The organism is Gaetbulibacter sp. M235 (assembly GCF_043876835.1).
Taxonomy (GTDB): domain Bacteria; phylum Bacteroidota; class Bacteroidia; order Flavobacteriales; family Flavobacteriaceae; genus Yeosuana.
Map to the genome: position 1 here is coordinate 325,100 of NZ_JBAWJZ010000001.1, position 22,025 is coordinate 347,124.

19 protein-coding genes and 1 tRNA gene are annotated in these 22,025 nt (G+C 31.9%); 18 read left to right on the top strand and 2 right to left on the bottom strand.

Annotation, left to right across the window (positions count from 1 at the left end):
- Positions 1–39 precede the first annotated feature (39 nt).
- The gene (locus tag V8G69_RS01475; RefSeq protein WP_394879928.1) at positions 40–762 is read left to right on the top strand and encodes a DUF3298 and DUF4163 domain-containing protein; all 723 of its coding nucleotides are present in this window, start codon (positions 40–42) and stop codon (positions 760–762) included.
- Here V8G69_RS01475 and V8G69_RS01480 read toward each other — a convergent pair.
- Positions 745–1,260, bottom strand: a complete 516-nt coding sequence (locus tag V8G69_RS01480; protein WP_394879929.1) for a DinB family protein — start codon at positions 1,258–1,260, stop codon at positions 745–747. The two genes, V8G69_RS01475 and V8G69_RS01480, sit on opposite strands and share 18 nt — an antisense overlap.
- Before the next feature lie 22 nt (positions 1,261–1,282).
- On the opposite strand from V8G69_RS01480, the gene V8G69_RS01485 reads away from it, so the two are divergent.
- The 6 genes from V8G69_RS01485 to V8G69_RS01510 all read left to right on the top strand — a co-directional run bounded on the left by V8G69_RS01485 (position 1,283) and on the right by V8G69_RS01510 (position 7,928).
- Positions 1,283–1,645 (top strand): arsenate reductase family protein, encoded by a 363-nt coding sequence (locus V8G69_RS01485; protein WP_394879930.1) that lies wholly within the window; start codon positions 1,283–1,285, stop codon positions 1,643–1,645.
- Positions 1,646–1,752: 107 nt separating this feature from the next.
- A complete protein-coding gene (locus V8G69_RS01490; protein ID WP_394879931.1) occupies positions 1,753–3,864 on the top strand; it encodes a glycoside hydrolase family 97 protein in 2,112 nt (703 codons plus the stop codon).
- 16 nt (positions 3,865–3,880) lie between these two features.
- Positions 3,881–3,952: transfer RNA gene (locus V8G69_RS01495), tRNA-Arg, on the top strand.
- 92 nt (positions 3,953–4,044) lie between these two features.
- Positions 4,045–6,081: a transketolase family protein gene (locus V8G69_RS01500; protein ID WP_394879932.1), complete on the top strand. Its 2,037-nt coding sequence runs from the start codon at positions 4,045–4,047 to the stop codon at positions 6,079–6,081.
- Between the two features lie 9 nt (positions 6,082–6,090).
- Positions 6,091–6,744, top strand: a complete 654-nt coding sequence (fsa, locus tag V8G69_RS01505) for a fructose-6-phosphate aldolase (protein ID WP_394879933.1) — start codon at positions 6,091–6,093, stop codon at positions 6,742–6,744.
- Between the two features lie 83 nt (positions 6,745–6,827).
- Positions 6,828–7,928, top strand: coding sequence for an aldose epimerase family protein (locus tag V8G69_RS01510; RefSeq protein ID WP_394879934.1), 1,101 nt, complete (start codon positions 6,828–6,830; stop codon positions 7,926–7,928).
- 342 nt (positions 7,929–8,270) lie between these two features.
- On the opposite strand, the gene V8G69_RS01515 is transcribed toward V8G69_RS01510, so the two are convergent.
- A complete protein-coding gene (locus V8G69_RS01515) occupies positions 8,271–8,957 on the bottom strand; it encodes a GNAT family N-acetyltransferase (RefSeq protein ID WP_394879935.1) in 687 nt (228 codons plus the stop codon).
- A gap of 413 nt (positions 8,958–9,370) precedes the next feature.
- Here V8G69_RS01515 and V8G69_RS01520 point away from each other — a divergent pair, with 413 nt between their 5' ends.
- The 11 genes from V8G69_RS01520 (at position 9,371) to V8G69_RS01570 (ending at position 21,986) form a co-directional block, all read left to right on the top strand.
- Entirely contained in the window at positions 9,371–10,138 is a 768-nt protein-coding gene (locus tag V8G69_RS01520; RefSeq protein ID WP_394879936.1) for a hypothetical protein, read from the top strand.
- A 387-nt stretch (positions 10,139–10,525) separates the two neighbouring features.
- Positions 10,526–11,848, top strand: coding sequence for a tyrosine-type recombinase/integrase (locus tag V8G69_RS01525; protein ID WP_394879937.1), 1,323 nt, complete (start codon positions 10,526–10,528; stop codon positions 11,846–11,848).
- Between the two features lie 11 nt (positions 11,849–11,859).
- Complete coding sequence (locus V8G69_RS01530; protein WP_394879938.1) at positions 11,860–12,579, top strand: hypothetical protein; 720 nt, start codon at positions 11,860–11,862, stop codon at positions 12,577–12,579.
- Positions 12,580–12,682: 103 nt separating this feature from the next.
- Positions 12,683–12,955 (top strand): helix-turn-helix transcriptional regulator, encoded by a 273-nt coding sequence (locus tag V8G69_RS01535; RefSeq protein ID WP_394879939.1) that lies wholly within the window; start codon positions 12,683–12,685, stop codon positions 12,953–12,955.
- Positions 12,955–14,067, top strand: coding sequence for an AAA family ATPase (locus tag V8G69_RS01540; RefSeq protein ID WP_394879940.1), 1,113 nt, complete (start codon positions 12,955–12,957; stop codon positions 14,065–14,067). The genes V8G69_RS01535 and V8G69_RS01540 overlap by 1 nt, the downstream gene beginning before the upstream one ends.
- Before the next feature lie 341 nt (positions 14,068–14,408).
- Positions 14,409–14,852 carry a JAB domain-containing protein gene (locus V8G69_RS01545; RefSeq protein WP_394879941.1) on the top strand — a complete coding sequence of 148 codons (444 nt, stop codon included), beginning with the start codon at positions 14,409–14,411 and terminating at the stop codon, positions 14,850–14,852.
- A gap of 25 nt (positions 14,853–14,877) precedes the next feature.
- Complete coding sequence (locus tag V8G69_RS01550; protein WP_394879942.1) at positions 14,878–15,156, top strand: helix-turn-helix domain-containing protein; 279 nt, start codon at positions 14,878–14,880, stop codon at positions 15,154–15,156.
- A gap of 153 nt (positions 15,157–15,309) precedes the next feature.
- A complete protein-coding gene (locus tag V8G69_RS01555) occupies positions 15,310–15,648 on the top strand; it encodes a nucleotide pyrophosphohydrolase (protein ID WP_394879943.1) in 339 nt (112 codons plus the stop codon).
- 287 nt (positions 15,649–15,935) lie between these two features.
- Positions 15,936–17,543, top strand: a complete 1,608-nt coding sequence (locus V8G69_RS01560; protein ID WP_394879944.1) for a DUF2075 domain-containing protein — start codon at positions 15,936–15,938, stop codon at positions 17,541–17,543.
- 3 nt (positions 17,544–17,546) lie between these two features.
- Positions 17,547–20,732, top strand: a complete 3,186-nt coding sequence (locus V8G69_RS01565) for an AAA family ATPase (protein WP_394879945.1) — start codon at positions 17,547–17,549, stop codon at positions 20,730–20,732.
- Complete coding sequence (locus V8G69_RS01570; RefSeq protein ID WP_394879946.1) at positions 20,733–21,986, top strand: McrC family protein; 1,254 nt, start codon at positions 20,733–20,735, stop codon at positions 21,984–21,986. It begins immediately after the preceding gene.
- Positions 21,987–22,025 lie beyond the last annotated feature (39 nt).

Consider the following 22,025-nt stretch of genomic DNA (forward strand, 5'->3'; position numbering starts at 1 on the left):
AAATGCAATAACTATCTTTAGATATATAAAATTTTACTCATGTTCAAGAATAAATATTCCTTTTTGATATGCTCTTTTGTGTTGTTTTTTGCCTGTAAAGAAGATTCAATGTTAACATTTTCAGAAGTTAATATCACTACAGATAATAATATTTTAGTTGAGATTAATATCCCCAGAGCATTTGGTGATTCTACGATTTCTAGCAATATAAACTCCGAAATTAGTAAACTCATAATTTCTCGATTGAACATTGGCGATTCTGAAACAAGTTCTTCAAAATCAATTGAAGAAAGTGTTACTGCTTTTAACAATGAATACAGGTCTTTTGTTTCTGATTTTCCTGAAAGCACACAACCTTGGGAAGCTCAGATTGATGGTGAGGTTATGTATCAATCTGAAAAAGTGATTAGTATTTCGCTAACCTTTTATATAAATACTGGCGGTGCTCATGGAATATTACAAATTCCGTTTTTAAACTTCAATACACTTACTGGAAAACCTATAGAAAACAAAGATTTGTTTAATAATTTAGAAGCATTTAAGAGTATTGCTAAAACACATTTCGATAATGCTGTTGAAGACAAAAACACCCTTTTTGAACCTGATAATTTTACACTTCCCGCAAATATTGGATATACTGAAGAAGGACTTATTTTACTATATAACGTCTATGAAATTGCGCCTTACTCAACAGGAACAATTGAATTTACAATCCCTTATAAAGAAGTAGATTCTGTTTTAGTTTTAGATAGCTCTATTTAAGGCCATAACATAACCTAAGTGTATGCCTTCATGAAATAATATAAATTGAAAGGCATCGTCTATATTGGTCAATGTGTTTCCGGTTGTAGAAACTGTGTATTCTTTAAAGTTTGTAAAAACCTTATTTGTAAAGTCCTCTTTTGTTTTTTCAATGGTTGAAGATAACAATCCTTTAATTTCATCAACCTCTTCTTGAGACACAAATCCATCTGGTTTTGTTTCTTTCATATACTTAGCTATTAACGTGTCACTCATCATCATGGGTAATCCACACAATTTATAGGCTAATAATTGTTGGGTAACCAAAACGTGTCCAATATTCCAAATAATATTATTGCTAAATCCTTCTGGGATTTTATTTAAATCTTCTAAAGATGTTTTCTCTAAAATCTTAATGAAAAATTTTCTTGTATTAGTAAGTACTTCTAAAGTAAAATGCATGTTATTTTTTTCAATAAATATACTTTTAAATGTTATAATTCCCTTATTTTGTTCCAAATTTTTATTAAAGGTTAACTAAATGAAAAAAGTATATTATTTAAAAACCTGCAGTACGTGCATTAGGATTTTAAAAGAACTAAACCTGCCTTCAGACTTTGTTTTACAAGATATAAAAACAGAAGAAATAACGGTAAAACAATTGGAACACATGAAAAGTCTTGCCGGAAGTTATGAAGCTTTGTTCAGTAAAAAATCGAAACTTTATAAGGAAATGGATTTAAAAAATCAAACCTTAGAAGAACGCGATTACAAACAATATATACTTGAATATTATACCTTTTTAAGTCGTCCTGTAGTAATAATAAATGACACCATTTTTATAGGAAATTCCAAACAAGTCGTTGAAAGAGCAAAAAACGTTATTAATAATAGTAGAAAGTGATTTTTTAATTGTTTAAATCACCTTACTTTTACAAAAAATTAATTTTAAACTATCTTCTATTGAATTGAATAAGATTCTAATAGGCCTAATTAATATCTCATTATAAAATGAAAACTAATTTTTTTACATGTCTTTTGTTGGTATGCTTTTTAAATACTGGGTTTGCACAACAATTAAAATCGCCAGATGAAAATTTAACAATGACTTTTGCTTTGTTAAATGATGGAACTCCAACTTATAGCTTAACCTATAAAGGAAAAGATGTTATTAAGCCTAGTAAGCTTGGTTTAGAATTAAAAAACGACAAAAAATCTCTTTTAAATGATTTTACAGTTATTGATTCGCAAACATCCACTTTTGATGAAACTTGGAAACCTGTTTGGGGAGAAGTTGCAACTATTAGAAATCATTATAATGAATTAGCTATTACAATAAATCAAAATGAAACTGATAGAATTATAGTAATTCGTTTCCGTTTATTTAATGATGGGCTTGGGTTTAGATATGAATTCCCATTACAAAAAAATCTCACTTACTTTACCATAAAAGAAGAAAGAACACAATTTGCAATGGCTGGCGACCATACTGCTTATTGGATTGCCGGAGATTACGATACACAAGAATATGATTACACCACATCAAAACTATCTGAAATAAGAGGTTTAAGCAAAGAGGCTATATCTTCAAACGCTTCACAAATGCAGTTTTCACCAACCGGCGTACAAACTGCCCTAATGATGAAAACAGATGATGGTCTTTATATTAATTTACATGAAGCTGCTTTAATTAATTATGCGTGTATGCATTTAAATTTAGATGATAAAAATATGGTTTTTGAGTCTTGCCTTACACCAAATTCAAATGGTGATAAAGGCAATATGCAAGCAGCTTGCCAATCTCCTTGGAGAACCATTATGGTAAGTGATGATGCTCGTGATATATTGGCCTCAAAAATAACTTTAAACTTAAACGACCCTTGCAAAATAGATGATACTTCATGGATAAAACCTATTAAATACGTTGGTGTTTGGTGGGAAATGATTACAGATAAAAGTACCTGGTCTTATACTAACGATTACCCTTCTGTTCAATTAGGAATTACAGATTATTCAAAAGCTAAGCCAAACGGAACTCATGCAGCTAACACAAAACATGTAAAAGAATATATAGATTTTGCTGCTGAAAATGGTTTTGATGCTGTTTTAGTTGAAGGCTGGAATGAAGGTTGGGAAGATTGGTTTGGCCATGAAAAAGATTTTGTGTTTGATTTTGTAACACCTTACCCAGATTTTGATGTAAAAGGCATTCATGAGTATGCAAAATCTAAAGGCGTAAAAATGATTATGCATCATGAAACATCTGCCTCTATTAGAAATTATGAACGTCATTTAGATAAAGCCTTTCAGTTTATGAAAGATAATGGATATGATGCTGTTAAAACCGGATATGTTGGAAACATAGTTCCTGTTGGAGAGCATCACTACAGTCAATGGACAAATAATCATTATCAATATGTTTTAGAAAAAGCTGTTGATTATAAAATAATGATAAATGGTCACGAGGCAGTTAGACCTACAGGAATTTGCAGAACATATCCAAATTTAATAGGAAATGAGGCTGCTAGAGGAACAGAATTTCAAGCTTTTGGTGGGTCGAAACCAAATCATGTTACTATACTTCCTTTCACGCGTTTAATTGGTGGGCCAATGGACTATACGCCTGGAATTTTTGAAATGAATATCAGTAAATTTAGTCCAACCAATGATTCTCATGTAAATAGTACGCTTGCAAATCAATTGGCTTTGTATGTAACAATGTATAGCCCTTTACAAATGGCAGCAGATTTACCCGAAAATTATAACCGTTTTACAGATGCTTTCCAATTCATTAAAGATGTTGCTGTAGACTGGGATGATAGTAAATATTTAGAAGTAGAACCTGGCCAATACATTACAGTGACCAGAAAAGCAAAAGGAACAAACAATTGGTTTATTGGAAATGTTAATGGTGTAAATTCACGTACCTCAAATATTACTTTTGACTTTTTAGAAAAAGAAAAAAAATACGAAGCTACAATTTACGCTGACGCTAAGGGTGCACATTATAAAACAAATCCTCAAGCTTATACCATTCGTAAAATAACCGTAACAAATAAATCGAAATTAACTCAATATTCAGCACCAGGTGGTGGTTATGCAGTTAGTATTATAGAAAAATAAATAGTAATCAAACTCTGGCTCCATAGTTCAAGGGATAGAACAAAAGTTTCCTAAACTTTAGATTCAGGTTCGAATCCTGGTGGAGTCACAAACTTAAAACATATTCAAATTTTGGTTGTAATTGTATGAATTTCATTTTCAACTTTATAAGTATTTAATATATCAAATAAACAAACTTAAATGAACAACAAATTAGATCAACAAGCAGCAGATAATATTAGAGCATTAGCTGTAGCAATGGTAGAAAAAGCAAATTCTGGACATCCTGGTGGTCCAATGGGTGGTGCAGATTTCATGCACGTTTTATACTCTGAGTTCTTCAATTTCGACCCAACAGATATGGCATGGCCTTTTAGAGACCGCTTTTTTATGGATGCTGGACATTTATCTACCTTAATGTATGCACAGTATTATCTTTTAGGTAACTATGAGAAGAATGATGTTGCTAATTTTAGACAATGGGGCTCTATAACACCTGGTCACCCAGAAGCAGATGTTAAAAGAGGTATTGAAAATACATCTGGTCCTTTAGGTCAAGGACACACTATGGGAATTGGTGCAGCCATTGCTGCTAAATTTTTGGCTGCACGATTTGGAAATTGGATGAATCATAAAATATATGGTTTTATTTCTGATGGTGGTGTTCAAGAAGAAATTTCTCAAGGAGCTGGAAGAATTGCAGGACATTTAGGTTTGAACAATTTTATTATGTTTTACGATTCAAACGATATCCAGTTGTCAACTTCTACAGATGAAGTGACTTCTGAAAATACGGCTATGAAATATGAAGCTTGGGGTTGGAAAGTAATCTCAATAGATGGCCATAATCACGATGAAATTAGAAAAGCTTTAACCCAAGCTAATAATGAAACTGAAAGACCAACCTTAATTATTGGTAAAACCATAATGGGTAAAGGTTGTGTAACTGCCGATGGAAGTATATATGAAGGACATTGTGAATTACATGGTCAACCAATAGGACATACGGGTGCAGACTACACAAAAACATTATTAAATTTAGGAGCAGATCCTGAAAACCCATTCGATATTTACGAAGATGTAGGTGCTTTTTATAAAGACTTATTAAAACAAAAAGTTGCTCAAGCTGCTGAAAAGAAAGCAAAAATAAACGCTTGGAAAAAAGAAAACCAAGAACTATCTAATAAATTAGATAAGTTTTTATCAGGAGAACTTCCTGTTTTAGATTTTGAATCTATCGAACACAAATCGGGAATAGCTTCAAGAGCAGCATCTGCTGATGTATTAGCTTATTTAGCTGAGAACGTAGAAAACATGATTGTGTCTTCTGCCGATTTATCTAATAGTGATAAAACTGACGGCTTTTTAAAGAAAACCCATGCTCTTAAAAAAGGTGATTTTAGCGGATCGTTTTTACAAGCAGGTGTTGCAGAATTAACTATGGCATGTATCGCTAACGGATTAGCTTTACATGGTGGTATTATTCCGGTAGTAGCAACCTTCTTTGTGTTTTCAGATTATATGAAACCAGCTATTCGTTTAAGCGGTATTCAAGAATTAGCAGTGAAATATGTTTGGTCACATGATGCTTTCCGCGTTGGAGAAGATGGACCAACACATCAACCAATTGAACAAGAAGCACAAATTCGTTTATTGGAAAAACTTAAAAACCACAGCGGTAAACCTAGTTTCTTAGCGTTGCGCCCTGCAGATTCTGCTGAAACTTCAGTAGCTTGGAAAATGGCTTTAGAAAACAAAAATACGCCCACAGGTTTAATTCTTTCTAGACAAAATATCAAAGACATCCCGGCAATGGGAACTTCAAGATATCAAGAAGCCCTTGCAGCTGAAAAAGGTGGATATTTAGTGAAAGAAGTTGAGAACCCAGATGTGGTTTTAATCGCAAACGGATCTGAAGTAGCAACTTTAGTAGCGGCCGCTGAGATTTTAGAATCAGAAAACGGATTAAAAGTAAATATAGCTTCAGTTATTTCTGAAGGCTTATTTAAACTTCAATCTAAAGCTTATCAAGATAGTATTATTCCTAAAAACAAACCATTATTTGGTTTAACAGCTGGATTACCAGTCAATTTAGAAGGACTTGTTGGTGAAAAAGGTAAAGTTTTCGGACTTGACCATTTTGGTTATTCTGCTCCTGCAAATGTATTAGACGATAAGTTTGGCTTTACTGGAGAAAAAGTAAGCAAACAAGTATTAGAATATTTAAAAACAGTATAAAAATATAGCATGAAATTTTTCATTGACACAGCAAATTTAGATCAAATTAAAGAAGCACAGGCTTTAGGGGTTTTGGATGGTGTAACAACCAATCCATCTTTAATGGCAAAAGAAGGTATTACTGGTAAAGAGAATATCTTAAAACATTATGTAGATATCTGCAATATTGTTGATGGTGATGTTTCTGCAGAAGTTATTTCAATCGACTTAGAAGGCATGATTAAAGAAGGGGAAGAACTAGCTGCTTTACATCCTCAAATTGTTGTAAAGTTACCAATGATAGCAAACGGAGTAAAAGCTTGTAAATACTTTTCTGATAAAGGAATAAGAACAAATGTAACCTTGGTTTTTTCTGCAGGACAAGCTTTATTAGCTGCTAAAGCTGGGGCAACTTACGTATCGCCTTTCTTAGGAAGATTAGATGATATTTCAACTGACGGTTTACATCTTATTGCTGAAATAAGACAGATTTATGACAATTACGCTTTTGATACTCAAATTTTAGCAGCGTCAATTCGTCACACGATGCATGTTATAGATTGTGCTAAAATAGGCAGTGATGTTATGACAGGCCCTTTATCGTCTATTACTGGATTATTGAAACATCCATTGACAGATAGTGGATTAGCTCAGTTTTTAGCAGATTATCAAAAAGGAAATTAAAGAGACATGAAGATATTACAACTTTAAATAGAAGTTGTTTACTTGTTTTCCGTTGTATTTTTCTTGATCAAACTTATAAAGATATGACAACAGAGAAATCAAACTCAGCAACAATTTCAGAAGACACTTTTGGAATTATGAATAATAGTACAAAAATAAACCGTTATACTTTAAAAAATGAAAAAGGCATGGAAGTGTGCATTATGACTTATGGCGGTATCATTACATCATTAAAAGTTCCAAATAAAAATAATGTTATTGAAGATGTCGTACTAGGTTTTGATTCATTAGAAGCTTATACAAATCCTAAATATACTAAAAACTGCCCTTTCTTTGGAGCATTAATAGGAAGGTATGGTAACAGAATAGCAAAGGGTAAATTTTCATTAGATGGTGAAGAATTTAAGCTTGCAACCAATAATGGCCCTAATCATTTACATGGTGGCGTAAAAGGTTTTGATAAAGTTGTTTGGACTGTTACAAAAACAAAATCTGATAATAGGTCGGCTTCGTTAGTTCTAACTTATTTAAGCAAAGATTTGGAAGAAGGTTATCCTGGAAATCTAAACACAAAAGTAACTTACACTCTAAATAATGATAATGTTTTAGAAGTAGATTATGAGGCGACAACTGATAAAAAAACGATAGTAAACTTAACACAACATTCATATTTTAATTTATCTGGTGATTATTCAAAACCTATTTTGGATCATGAGGTTACTATTAATGCCGATAAATTTATTCCTATTGATGCAACATTGATTCCAACAGGAGAATTAGAAGATGTAACAAATACACCCTTTGATTTTAGAATGGCTAAAACCGTTGGGAAGGACATCGAAGTAGACAATGTACAACTTAAAAGAGGGTTTGGATATGATCATTGTTGGGTCTTAAATAATCAAAATCAAGGAATGAGATTGGCGGCAACAGCCTATGAACCAATAAGTGGTAGACTACTTGAAGTTTTTTCAGATGAACCAGGTATACAGTTTTACACAAGTAATTTTTTAAATGGAACTTTACCTAGTAAACAAGGTGAAACTTATGGCCATAGAACAGGATTTTGTTTAGAAACTCAACATTATCCAGACTCTCCAAACCAAAAAGATTTCCCTAGTGTAATTTTGAACCCCGGTGAAACTTATCATACCAAAACAACCTTTAAATTTTCAACTAAATAAATAGTATTTAACTGCAACAAGGATTAGGCAATTTAGACTGGATAGTAATCGTGATATTTGGCTTTATACTTATCGGAATCATCGTATGGGTAGTCCTACAAAAACAAAATGATTCAGCAGATTCCTTTCTAGGAAGAATAGATGATTCAAGTGCTGTTTTGTTATTATACGGTACTCTATAAAAGGTGCTTTATCTTTGTTTAAATCAAAGTTTTCTTTATAGATCTAGTTGGATTGCTATATACATTTATCTTACAAAAATAAAAATAGTGCATTTAAAACAATTCTTGTAAGGCAAAAACCTAAACACCATTTAATAACTGAATACTTATTTAATTAGCATTATAGCTTCTTAAGAATATAAAAATAGATTTTAGTTCTAATTTCAAAACCTAATCTTTTGTAAACATCTATAGCCTTAACGTTATCTGTTCGAACATGTAAAAATGGGGTGTGCCCTTTTCTAATAACATTAGATGCTAAATAATGTGTAATTTTTGCAGCATAGCCCAAACCTTGATAGTCAGGATGCGTGCAAATAGCACTTATCTCAGTATATCTATCAACATGAAGTCTTTCTCCACCCATTGCAACTAATTTACCTTTTTCAAACATACCATAATACCCTCCAAATTCAATAGTTCGTTTGGTAAATGGTCCTGGCTTAGTTAGTTGTGTTAGAGCAATCATTTCATCAACATGGCTTTTATTTAACGGAACAATATCAATTTCTTTTTTAGGTAATGGTGCTTTACTTGGGTTAAAACATATTAATTGATAAAGAGGTAATGAAAAAACAATGTCTATTTCGTTAATAAAATCAACTTCACTTCCTATTAGCAAAAACCATGAACGATTATTGGGAACATGCTTAAATAATTCTTTTTGGTTAGCCTCATCCCAAAGAGGCATGCCAATAAAAGGGGCTATTTCAGCATCAAAAAAAGCAAAGTTTTTATGCCCAATGTTTTTATCATTATCAGTAGTATTAAGGGCATTCCAAATGGGATTATCAAGAACTGAGTACATTAAATAAATTTTTTAATCAAGACTATCAAATTTAGAATAAAAAAGAGTTGTCGCATTCATTGTTTTAAACTAAAAAAGACCTACATTTTCATGTAAGCCTTTTTCTTGTTGAGCTCTCCCTAATATAGTTTTGTCGAACCAATTTAATGAAGAATTGGAGAGGTTTGCTTCATTTTCTGATATTTACAGTAAATATTTTTAACTATATTCCAAATGGCAGAAAGTAATAAATAATATAAAAACACTGTAGTTAAAATTAAATATAGTAGCATATATTAATCTTTTTAATTCATTAAATACCAGTTATTTAATGACATATCCAAAATAAAATGAAACAAATACTGCTCTTTGGGTAGGACATTTTAACTCTCACCTGTTATATACACACAATATTAAATTAAACCAAATCAATTATGAAAAACAAAATGAATTTAAAAAGAATCACCATTCTTGTGTTTACATTAGCCTTAATATTAAGCTCGAGTTGTTCCAACAATGAAACTGATTCTAACGTAGGGAAGCTTAACATTAGTGCAAAAAGCTCCTTTACCAATGTGACAGGTAAAAGTTCAAGTATTAAAGGGACGAATGGAGATATAGTCATTGAAGATTTCCGAATGAACTTAAGTAAATTTGAGCTAGAATTAGACCTTGAGGATGAAAATTACCAAGACGACCAAAATGAACAATGGGATGATGACGGCTACTATGACTTTGAAGATGAAATTGAACTAATTGGACCGTTTGAACTTGACTTAATGTCTGGTCAAATCAGTTTCTTAAATATTCCTGTCCCTGTAGGAAATTATGATGAATTGAAATTTAAGTTTGAAGTAAGTACTGACCCTTCAAGTGATTTGCTTGATAAATCAATCCTTATCCAAGGAACCATTAACGGTACTCCATTTATTTTCTGGCACAATTTTGATGATGAATTGGAAGTTGATTTTGAGGATGCACAATTTGATATTTCTGTTACCCAAAATGGGCAAGGAATTGTAATTGATTTTGATTTAGGCCAAATTTTAGATAGTATTAATGGGGTAGACTTGACTTTAGCTACTGATGGAAATCAAGATGGTACAATTGAAATTAGCCCAGAAGATACTGATGGAAATAATGCATTAGCAGAAGCCATTAGAAATAAAATAAAAGAATATGTTAACCTGTTAGATGATTAACCAGTTAATATTTTAACTTTTAATGAAATAAGGCGAGTAATATACTCGTCTTATTTTTTTTTGATACTCAGCACTCCCACTAAAACTATACATTCTAATTTTCTTCTATAAAACTTTACTCTAACTACCTTAATTTTTAAAATTTAAATGCATATAACGCAACTATTATGAAGAGTTGTTGCATAAAAAAACCCTACTATTTCTAGTAAGGCTTTCTGTTGTTAAGCTCCCCCTCTTGCAGTGTTTCTACAAAACTTCCATGAATCTCAATGAAGCTAAATGCACCATAAACACTAGCCTTCAATAATTTTGAGATTCAAGGAGATTTCCCAAAAACTATACAAATTTTAATCCGTTGGATAAACGGTTGGATAAAATATTTATACTATGGCAACGATTAAATTTTACCCATATCAGAAAAAAGGTAAGTCTAAAATATACGTTCGTATAACGATCAAACGTGGATATGATTTTAGATTATCCACACCTTTAAGTATTCAGGAATCATCTAAATGGGATGCTAAATCTGGATACCCAAAGAAGACAAACGACCAAAATAAATTATTGTTTAAAGAACTTATTGATCTAGAGAATTACATTGATCAAATATTATCTGAAATTGAACACAGTAAAACGGAAACCACAAATGATGTTAGTAGTAAATGGCTTAGAAAATTAATTCTTGATTATTTTAATGAATCACCAATTAGTGATTCAGACTTATTAATTCCTTTTGCTAAATCATATGCACAAACATTATATCACAAAAGTTATATCAGAAATGGAATTAGAATCAAATATTCAAAAAACACGATAAACAAATATTTAAATTTTGTCAAAGTTTTAGAAAATTATCAGAATCACTTGAAGGTGCCTATAAGAATAAACACAGTAAATGATCAATTTGCAAACTCATTTTTAAATTATCTAATGGATGTTCAAAAAAGATCCATTAACACTCGCGGAAGGTATGTCAAACGTCTTAAAACTATAATCAAAGAAGCTGAACTAGCAGGTCTCAAAGTTGATATTAAGTATAAACATATTAAAGGGTTTGAAGATGAAACTGTTGTTACTTTCTTAACCTTTCAGGAAATTGACCAAATTATCAAAACCAAAATGCCAAATGAAAGATTAGAAAGAGCAAAAGACTGGTTAATCATAGGCTGCTTTACAGCGCAAAGAATTTCGGACTTGTTTAGAATGAATGAAAAAATGATTACCGAATATAACGGTCATATATTCATCTCTCTTAAACAATTCAAAACCAAGAAGAATGTTTTAATACCGGTCCACTATAAAGTTGTTTCTATTTTGAAAAAATATGAAAACATGTTCCCACCGAACTTTTCAGATAATGAACAAAGCAATCGGAGCATTCTTTCATCTCTGATGAAAAAAGTATGTGAGGAATCTGGAGTTAATGAAAAAGTTCGTGGTCGATTCAATGGCAAAATAGGTATATATCCCAAATATAAATTAATCCAGAATCATACTTGCAGAAGATCATTCGCTAGTAACTTTTACGGATTAGAAGGGTGGACCACTCCTATGATAATGGAAATAACAGGGCATGTAACTGAAAAGAACTTCCTCAAATATATTGACAAAGATAATTGCTACCTTAGCATCAAGGCTGCTGAGAATTTTGAAAAAATGAAAGAAACTGATCTTATCAGTAAGAGTAAAACACCATTAAGAAAAGTATGAAACATTATGAAATGATTAAGTTTTTTACCTCATTAAAAGAAAAAAAAATCAATGAGGGCCAAGTCATTAAACTGCTCAAAAAATTTGAGCCAATACTAACTGAAAAAAAGCTTAACCGTTTAATTAAAGCCTTAAATAAATATCTTACAAAAGAAGAAGCTAAAATTCTTTCTAAATTCTCCGAAGAAGAATATAAAAATAGACTAATAGAATATGAATTAAAGCATGGTTATATACCAAAGAGAGGTGGACTTAGCAGAAGTACAAATCCTGGTAAATGGGCTGGCTTATCTTCCCATGAAATTTCATTAAAAATCAATAATCAAGAAGTTTTTTTTAAAGAAAAACTAGAAGCTCTATACATTTTAAAAAAAGCCCTTCCCGATTGTCCTGTTGTTAAACCATATAGGAGTTTAGAGGAATATTTTTATCCCAGATTCACAAAATTTCAAATAAAGCAATACACATCCAATATAGATAAATATTCAACTCTTAGTGAAATTTCCATTTCACTAGCAGCCCTTTTTCAAAATAAGATTATTGACCCACCAAATGACCTTTTAGATATTTTAAGAGCTTACTGCGATTTTACTAAAATACCATACAAAACTACCTTTGAAGGCAATGTTTATGAATATCTTAATGACAAGAATCTCAATGGGTGGGTTTATAAGGATATTTCTGATCCAAATTATGTTAGATACGACAAAAAAGTATCAGATATTTTTTAGATACATAAATCTACAAAATATCCATTTGTTTCAATGATGTTGAAATTTGAATTGATTTTTAAACCTTTTTATTTAGTGTTATTAAACATTAAATCAATTCAATATGAAACGTATAATATTCACCTTCGACCCGGAAGAATTTAAAAATGATTTAGTTTCTGAAGTGGTTAAAAATTTATCCTTAACAAGGAATAACCCCAATCAGGGATCAAGATTACTCACTAGAAAGGAAACGGCTGAATACCTCCGCATTGCCTTATCCACACTTTGGAAGCTTACAAAATTAGGACAGATAGAAGCTGTTTATATAGGAAATCGAGTTTTTTATAAAGAAGAGGCAGTTGAGAAGGCTTTACAATCATTAAATATAAAATAATGGCTGTAGAGGAACATCTAAATTCTATTGAGATAATTGCTCCACCAAAGCCACCACCTCCCCCTCGTTTAGAATCTCCATTCAATACGAAATCTCTCGGTGATTTGATTGAACATAGTAAATCGCAGCCTAAACCAAAAAAGCTTATTGGAGGATTAGTCTATTTACATGAACAGACAATGTTGTTTTCTCCAACGGGTTTAGGTAAATCGCTATTGGCATTTCAAATTGCATTGTGCGCTTGCACGGGGGAAGATTTAAATCTTGGCAATGGAGTTGTACTCGAAAATGAAGTCGGTAAGGTCAATACTCTTCTTTTTGATTTTGAACTTTCCAACTCACAATTGATTGAGAGAATGGGCAATTTGGTCCCGCCGGATAATCTATACATTTCTAAAATAGAAAGAGGTAAAATATTAGAAGGATCTCCTGAATATATTTTCAAATTGTTGAGACAAGAAGCAGAAGATGTTAATGCCAGGTTTATTATAGTGGACAATATTTCAAAAATTGGAAGCGATTTGGAAAAAGGTGATAGTGCCAAGAAATTCATGTCTCCTCTTTGGGATTTAGCAAGGCATGAAGGTTACACAATCTTGGTAATTGCGCATACAGCAAAAATGGATAAAAGATTTCCAATAACGGCAGATAGCTTGGGTGGGTCAAGTAAATTAGGCCAACTAGCTGATGCTTTGATTGGAATTAATGAGGTAAACTCTAGAGAAGGAGGAATGGTTTACATTAAACAAATTAAAACAAGAAACAATGCTAAATTATATGGGAAAAATAATGTGATTTGTACCCAAATTAAAGAAGCTGAAAATGGATTTGTAAGGCACTTTTGTTACAAAACTTGTCATGAAGATTTAGCATTAAGTGATTACAAGATTAGTGAACAAAACCTTGGTGATAAGATTCATGCTTTGGCAAGTCAATTATATTATGGGTCGTTTAATAAGGCGGCCAGTGAAGTTAATATATCCAACAGTACTTTAAAACAAAGAGCCAATGCTCTTAAAGAAAAGCATTACGATGTCTATAAAAATATCACCAAAATGAACCAGGAGCAATTAATGAATCAAATAAAATTGCATTCTCCAAAAACTGAATAAATGTAACCATATGACTAATACGTATCGAATGCCCATATTTCGTAATAATTTTGACAAATTTTATATGACCAATGTATGGCCAATATATAACCAAATTAATTGCAATGCTTAGTCACACTTTGGTCATATTGTGGTCATATGTTAGCCACTACTAGTATATGATCAATCCCGTAAGCCAAAAGGGTTTTTAACCTTTGGTCATGTAGCCATATAAATCTTACCTCATAAGTAATTATAATAATAAATTTAATCCTTGCTTACATGGCTTAATCCTCCTAAAATATTTTATTAACTCAAAGGGTAATACAGCAATGTGTTACCTTTTTTTAATTTCTTAGATCATGAAACACACAATTGCGGAGATCAAATTAAACTATGTTCCTGAAAAATTAAAACCAATAACAAGGATTACTAACAGTCAAAAAGCTTACGAAGTGATTTTAGAGCACTGGGATAAAGGAACGTTAGAATATCAGGAAGAGTTTAAAGTTTTACTTCTAAATCACGGTAATCAACCCTTAGGGCTTTATACTTTAAGCCGTGGGGGTCAATCATTTGCTCCAGTTGACCTTAAAATACTTTTTGGGGTGCTTTTAAAGAGCGGCGCTACTGGTTTTATATCGGCCCACAACCATCCAAGTGGGAAGTTGGCACCGAGCAACCCTGACGTTGTACTTCATAAGAAAGTGAAAAAAATTGCGGAATTTCATGAGTTAAATTACCTTGATAATTTAGTCATTACTCCTGAAGGATATTATAGCTTTCAGGATGAAAATGATTTTTAAACTAATAAAAATGAAAAATGATAGAATGATATTGCTACACTACATCACTCCAAATGAATTGAAAGAAATGATTCTTGCAGATTTAAAAGTTGAAATAAGCGCTTTATTAAATCGAGCAGATGAACAAGAAAATTATACTGTAGAGGAAGTTTCTAAAATAATTGGTTGCTCGAAATTAACAGTTTACAATTATATAAAGAAAGGATTATTACCAGCTTCTAGAATTGGTCGCCGGTTTGTCATTAGGAAAATTGAACTGGATAAGGCTTTAAAGGAGGTTAAGTCTTTAAAATACAAGAGATGATCATTGTAAATAATTAAAAAACTAATCTGGTGTAAGAATAGTTTTAACTTCTTTTCATATATTTAAATCTCCTTATAAATTGATATTGGCTGAGGTAATCATAGGATGTATATATTCTCATTTATCCATGATGTCAAATTAAAAATAGCGTATATGACAGAAATACAAGAGATCACAAAGGCATTGATAAAATTTAGGAATGACAGAGATTGGGAACAATTTCATGATTCAAAAAATTTGGCAACTGCAATATCCATAGAAGCTGCAGAATTAAATGAATTATTTTTATGGAAGTCAGTAGAAGATTCTGAAAAGGTTGATATTACAAAAATCAAAAATGAACTTGCTGACATTTTTTCCTTTTGCTTTCTACTTGCCGAAAAACATAAGCTTAACATTAAGGATATAGTTCTGGATAAAATCAAACTGAACGGAGAAAAATATCCTGTAGAAAAGGCTAAAGGTACTTCCAAAAAGTATAATGAATTATGACAAATAGAAACATCATCTATTCTGAATCACAAGAAGTATTTTTCGATGACATATTAAAAAACAGAGTTGCATTAAAAATGAAACAAGCTTCCGAACAAGCCAGTAATTATTCAGTTGGCAATTCGGAATTTAGATCATGGCAGAACTCTCCTTTAGCTATTAAGAACCTGATTGAGTTAAGTGGTATCAAGGATACTTTCGTAACATTTGAATACCAAGTACCATATACACAAAAAAGAATAGACTGTCTATTATATGGAAAAAATTCTCAGGACTTTGGGTACGTCGTGCACATAGAACTAAAGCAATGGGATAGTGTTGAGTCAACCAATATTGAAGGGAACTTTGTTGAAACCTATACAGGGAGGCCAGGAAATCGTGTTCCACACCCCTCCCAACAAGTCAAAGGCTATAATGATTATTTATTAGGATTTGTTCAAGTATTTGAAGAGAGGGAATTAGGATTATTTGGATGTGCATATTGTCATAATTATCAAAGAAAAGAAGGTGAAGGTTTATATGATCCCATTTATGATAACATTAGAAATGAGCACCCTATTTACGCAGGCAATGAAATTGAAGATCTAGCAGATAAACTTAAATCCTTTTTACAAAAAGGAGGGGGATATGATGTTTTTAATAGGTTTATGCTTAGTCCAGTAAACCCTTCTAAGAAGTTATTGGAAAACGCAAGTAACATAGTTGCGGATTCCTCAGATTTCACATTATTGAATGACCAAATAGTTGCTAGAAATACAATTTTATCAAAAATTAGAAATGCTCGGAAAAAAAATGAAAAAAGTGTAGTCATAATTAAGGGAGGTCCTGGAACGGGAAAAACAGTAATTGCACTGCATATCTTAGCAGAAATAGCAGCAGCCAACCACACTAGAAGCGTCTTTTTTTCTACGAAATCAAAACCTTTATTGGAAGGAATTAAAAATAAACTAGGTAGAAGAAATGACGCCAAATTATTATTTTCTAATCTTGACCAATTCATACCTTCTCGAGTTGATGAAGACGCAATAGATGTATTAATAATTGATGAAGCACATCGCATAGGTAAAACGCCTAATCATAGATTTACAAAGGCAATCGACCGAACTGATCTGTCTCAAACGGAAACGCTTATTAGAGCAGCTAAAACCTCTGTTTTTTTTATAGATGACCAACAAGTTATAAGAAGTGCTGAAATTGGCAGTACAGACTTAATCAAGTCCTTTGCTAACAAATATGATTGTTCTGTTGAGGAAGTTGAATTAGTTTCTCAATTTCGTTGTAACGGCTCCGATAATTACTTGGATTGGCTAGAAATGGTTTTACAAGAAGAGCATAGCAACGAAGTAAAATTGGATGACTCTTATGAAGTTAAGGTCTTTGATAATCCATCTAGACTTTATGAGGCTATTATCGAGGTTAATAACACTCCAAAGATGTCTTCTAGATTAGTTGCAGGTTTCTGTTGGCCATGGTCTAAAAATTTAGATGAAAATGGAAATTTAATCCCTGATGTAAAAATTGGTGATTTTGCATTGCCATGGGAGACACATGGAGAAATCACAAAACCTCCCGCAGGTTATGTAAAATGGTATGAATGGGCATATAAAGACGAAGGGGTAAAACAGATTGGTTGCATTTACACAGCGCAAGGATTTGAATTTGATTACATCGGTGTCATCATAGGCGATGATTTGAAATATAACCCAACAACTGGAAAACTTGAAACGGATATAAATGCAACAGAAGACCCTACATTAAAAAGAGGCAAAGAGAATTTTGATGAATATGTCCGCAATATTTATCGAGTATTAATGACCCGCGGAATTAAGGGTTGCTATTTATATTGTACAGATGAAAACACAAAAGAATATTTCAAAAGGATGATTTCAAATTAAATTATGATTCCAGACAACATATTAAAAGAACATATTATTCAAGCTATAAAAGAAATTGATGAAAATGGCATTGAAAAAGGGGCTCATTCTTCAACTTATGATATTGTTTATAATAACAAAAGGTACCCCCCAAAATTAGTAATTAGTCTAGCGAATAAATTTGCAAATAATAAAATATTACCGAGAGATTCTTTTTCAGGAGGCAAAGACACACCTGCCTTTAAGTTATTAGAGTCCTTGGAGTTTAAAATTGAACTAAAAACAAATATGAATAATCAAGAACTTTACAACCTAAAAAAATTGTTTTTAGAAGAATGGCCACTGGAAAGACTAAAGAAAATGACCCTAGAGGAATATACTAACTTAGATAAAAATTCCTTTTGCTATTGGGTCGAGCAGAAAACCAAAGATATAGGAGGTATAGGTGGAGGAAGTTCCTATAAATTTGGAATTTTTAAACGTGGTGCAATTGGCGAACCAAAAGAAGAAAATAGTAAAGTTACTGATGGAGAATATGCCTGGTATAATAAGTATGGTGGGTCAACTAAAGAAGACGCCTTCATTAATGTAAAAAACATAATCTTAAAAATTGCTGAAGCATCAATAAATCAGAATTTGAAAGATATTGATAGTCTTGATTTAGGCGATGCCTATAAATGGAAATTAGCTTTCCTTTATGGCGATTTTAATGTCATTAATATCTTTAACAAATCCTCATTAAAAAGGGCTGTTCTTGGCTTAGGATTGAAATTAAATGAAAGTGCCCCTATCTCAGAATTAAATCAGTTAATCCTATCCCAAAAAAAGGAGGAAGATGATTACTTTGAATACTCCAAGTTGATTTGGAGTTCCTATGGGAAAAGACCAGAAATAGCCAAAAATTTTGAACAATGGTTAAAGTCTGATAACAAAAATCTCAGTGGTAAAACAGGTTCCTATCTGAGGGCAATAAGCATTCTAACCTACCACTTCAATATTCCCATTTATGAAGAAGAAGATATTGACATTTTAAATGAACTTTACGAAGACCTAAAATTGCATCAAAAAGACCCAAATGGGAAATACGTTTACCCTGAAGCTGAATCCTATGGAAAAGGTGGCTTTTATTCTGCTGCAGTAAAGTTATTTATCGATTTTTTAAATACTAGGCAAACAGGCGATGAGGAAAAAAGTGATGATAATACTTTTTTAGAATCTGTTAAGCATTATAGTAATGAAGAGCTATTATTTTACTTTAATAACTTGGATGAAATAGTAAACCATTTGGGCTTAAAGCCAGGAGATGAAAGGGTTGTTTACAGCTGTAATGGTTTGTTTTTAAATTTCACCATTGGGCAACGATTTGCTTGGCGTCTTGAACAAAAAAAGCAAAATAAATTTTTGCTCATGACGGCAGATAAATTAGATGAGGATTATGAAGCTTTTGATGGAAGTTTTAGTCATTTTTTTAGACGTTTTAAAGATCCCTATATCTCTAAGGAGATGAATGATTCATCTTTAAGGGCTTTTAGGGCAGAATTAGGCAGAACCGAAAAATCGGGATTTCTTAGGCATAACAACCCTACTTTTGAAAAAGCAGTCTTTGACGTGCAATTTAGATCACAATTTATTAAAAATCAGCGTATGAATAATACACCTAAACATTCAAAAACGCCATTAAATAAAATTCTATTTGGCCCACCTGGAACTGGGAAAACATTTAATACGGTTAATGAGGCTTTAAAAATTGTAGATCCTGATTTTTATGCTGAAAACGAAAAAAACCGAGATGCCTTAAATAAAAGATTTAAGGAACTCCTTATCAAAAATTGGGACAATACCAATGGGCAAATAGCATTTTGCACCTTTCATCAATCCTTTAGTTATGAAGATTTTGTCGAAGGAATAAAACCAAAAATCAATGATAAAAAGGATGTTTATTATGAGATTGAAGGAGGTGTGTTTAAGAAAATATGTCAATTGGCAGATAGTAGTATAAGTGCTGTCAAAATGAAAAAGGAAGGTAAGTTGTCTTGGAGCGAGGAAAAATTTGACAATGCGAGTTTTTACAAGTTGTCACTAGGAGATTCAAATAAATCTGAGGACAAAGAGATTTATGAGTATTGTAGGGATAACAATTACATAGCTATTGGTTTTGGTGGAGGGCTTGACTTTACGGGGATGAGCGAAACCGAAATAAAGGAATTTTGTTTAGATACAGAAGAGCTGGGAGAAAGTCATGCACAACCTTTAAACTATTTTAAACACTACCTTAAAGTTGGTAATTACGTAATAATAAGTAACGGTAATAAATTTGTTAGAGCTCTGGGTAAAGTAACTGGTGAATATGAATTTGATGCGAATGCTCCAATTAGATATAATCATTTTAGAAAAGTAGAATGGCTTTTTAAAGACGAAAATATACCTGTTGAAGAGATGTACAACAGGGGATTTAGTCAACAAACCATATACAAATTGGATGAACAAGGGTTAAAAAAAGATTTTTTTGTAAATCATGGCCAACTAATAGGACCAGGGTCAAAAAAAGTAAAGGATTATGTTTTAATAATAGATGAGATTAACCGTGGTAATGTATCTTCAATTTTTGGAGAGCTTATCACATTAATTGAAAAAGACAAACGTGCTGGTGGCCAAGAGGAATTGGAAGTGACATTACCATACTCCAAAGAACCATTTAAGGTACCTCACAACGTTTATATTGTTGGAACAATGAATACCGCCGATAGAAGCATAGAAGCTTTAGATACGGCTTTAAGAAGGCGTTTTTATTTTAGGGAAATGCCTCCTAAACCAGAATTAATAGAAACTGAAGGAAATTCAGGAAAAACAAATGGATTGGTTGATGGAGTTAATCTAAAAAATCTATTGACAAAAATCAACAATAGAATTGAAAAGTTAATAGATAAGGACCATAAAATTGGACACTCTTATTTTTTAAAAGTAAATGATTTAAAATCTTTGAAAACGTGTTTTAAAAATGAAGTTATTCCTTTGTTGGAAGAATACTTTTTTGGAGATTATGGTAAGATAGGATTGGTTCTTGGTGATAGTTTTGTTACTAAAGATGATCCAGAGATATTTGAGTTTGCAAAATTTGAAGGTTATGACTCTGATGTGTCTTCTGACTTAAAGGAACGATCCGTTTATAAAATAAGACCTACAAAAGATTGGGATTTTAACACCATTTAAATGAGTCGCTTAGTCAGGGTTTTTGAATATGAAAAACTAACCATTTACTCCAAGTGTTCGGAAGGTAAGGAGCTTGGTGAAAATGTAATAAATAAACTCTGGCAGTATAATGACGTAAACAATAACATCTATTTTGATGGTATTCGCAATGGGGTTAAGTTCAAACACTTTGTTGGGGTTATTCAGATTGGAAATATTACGATAGAAATTCTACCAAAAGCAGATAAGCAAAAGAGCACAGAGGATGACAAAAAGAATTGGCATGATGCATTACTCAAAATGCTCGCAAAATGTAAAAAAATCCGTGTTGATTCTGTTAGTGAAGCTTCATTGAAGAAGCGAAATTATTCCTTACTTGATTTATATTTTGAATTATTTCTTAAAGAGGTTGATTACCTTTTGGAACAAGGCCTTATTAAGAAGTACCGAAGGAATGATGGTAATTTAAATGCACTTAAAGGGCGTCTTGATTTTGGAAAAAACATACAGAATAATGTAATTCATAAAGAACGCTTTTTTACAACCCATCAAGTGTATGATTACGATCACTTGCTAAATCAAATTTTATATAAAGCACTTCTGGTTTTGCAAACAATTACCAATAATTCATCGTTATCAGATAATATCATAAGAACATTAGGGAATTTTCCAGAGGTCAAAGAGAAAGAAATTAATAAGGGTCATTTTGATAGTTTGGTAGCTAATCGTAAATCAACAAAATATGATGAGGCTATAAAAATCTCCAAAATGATTCTGCTTAATTATTCTCCAGATATTAAAGGTGGAGGAGAAAATATGTTGGCATTACTATTTGATATGAATAAACTTTGGGAAGAATATGTTTACCGAGTATTAGCCAAACATCAAGACGGGAATTTAAAAGTCAAATTTCAAAACAGCGAAAAGTTCTGGAAGAATAAGTTAATAAAACCTGATATCGTTATTTCTAAGAAAAATGAAGATGATATTACGGAAACCTTTATTATTGATACTAAATGGAAGATTATAGATCCTAAACAACCGGGTGATAATGATCTAAAACAGATGTATGCCTACAATATGTATTGGGATAGTAAAAGAAGTTTATTGTTATATCCTTCTTCTACATATTATGAAACGAAATTTGGGGATTTCCACAAGGGAAGAGAAGGAGAGAATAAATGCAAAATTGGATTTGTGAATGTTTTGAAGGGAAAACAATTGAATGAAAATTTAGGTCAAGAAATAATGGGTTTAATGGAAATTGAAGTTTAGGTTGTTTTCTATTTTAATGAAGTGTAGGCTTAAATTGTA

Coding starts and splice junctions, on each gene's coding strand:
- V8G69_RS01520 (WP_394879936.1), top strand. CDS start 9,371: ATGAAAAACAAAATGAATTTAAAAAGAATCACCATTCTTGTGTTTACA.
- V8G69_RS01540 (WP_394879940.1), top strand. CDS start 12,955: ATGGCTGTAGAGGAACATCTAAATTCTATTGAGATAATTGCTCCACCA.
- V8G69_RS01510 (WP_394879934.1), top strand. CDS start 6,828: ATGACAACAGAGAAATCAAACTCAGCAACAATTTCAGAAGACACTTTT.
- V8G69_RS01485 (WP_394879930.1), top strand. CDS start 1,283: ATGAAAAAAGTATATTATTTAAAAACCTGCAGTACGTGCATTAGGATT.
- V8G69_RS01475 (WP_394879928.1), top strand. CDS start 40: ATGTTCAAGAATAAATATTCCTTTTTGATATGCTCTTTTGTGTTGTTT.
- V8G69_RS01490 (WP_394879931.1), top strand. CDS start 1,753: ATGAAAACTAATTTTTTTACATGTCTTTTGTTGGTATGCTTTTTAAAT.
- V8G69_RS01555 (WP_394879943.1), top strand. CDS start 15,310: ATGACAGAAATACAAGAGATCACAAAGGCATTGATAAAATTTAGGAAT.
- V8G69_RS01525 (WP_394879937.1), top strand. CDS start 10,526: ATGGCAACGATTAAATTTTACCCATATCAGAAAAAAGGTAAGTCTAAA.
- V8G69_RS01535 (WP_394879939.1), top strand. CDS start 12,683: ATGAAACGTATAATATTCACCTTCGACCCGGAAGAATTTAAAAATGAT.
- V8G69_RS01570 (WP_394879946.1), top strand. CDS start 20,733: ATGAGTCGCTTAGTCAGGGTTTTTGAATATGAAAAACTAACCATTTAC.
- fsa (WP_394879933.1), top strand. CDS start 6,091: ATGAAATTTTTCATTGACACAGCAAATTTAGATCAAATTAAAGAAGCA.
- V8G69_RS01500 (WP_394879932.1), top strand. CDS start 4,045: ATGAACAACAAATTAGATCAACAAGCAGCAGATAATATTAGAGCATTA.
- V8G69_RS01545 (WP_394879941.1), top strand. CDS start 14,409: ATGAAACACACAATTGCGGAGATCAAATTAAACTATGTTCCTGAAAAA.
- V8G69_RS01565 (WP_394879945.1), top strand. CDS start 17,547: ATGATTCCAGACAACATATTAAAAGAACATATTATTCAAGCTATAAAA.
- V8G69_RS01515 (WP_394879935.1), bottom strand. CDS start 8,957: ATGTACTCAGTTCTTGATAATCCCATTTGGAATGCCCTTAATACTACT.
- V8G69_RS01550 (WP_394879942.1), top strand. CDS start 14,878: ATGATATTGCTACACTACATCACTCCAAATGAATTGAAAGAAATGATT.
- V8G69_RS01530 (WP_394879938.1), top strand. CDS start 11,860: ATGATTAAGTTTTTTACCTCATTAAAAGAAAAAAAAATCAATGAGGGC.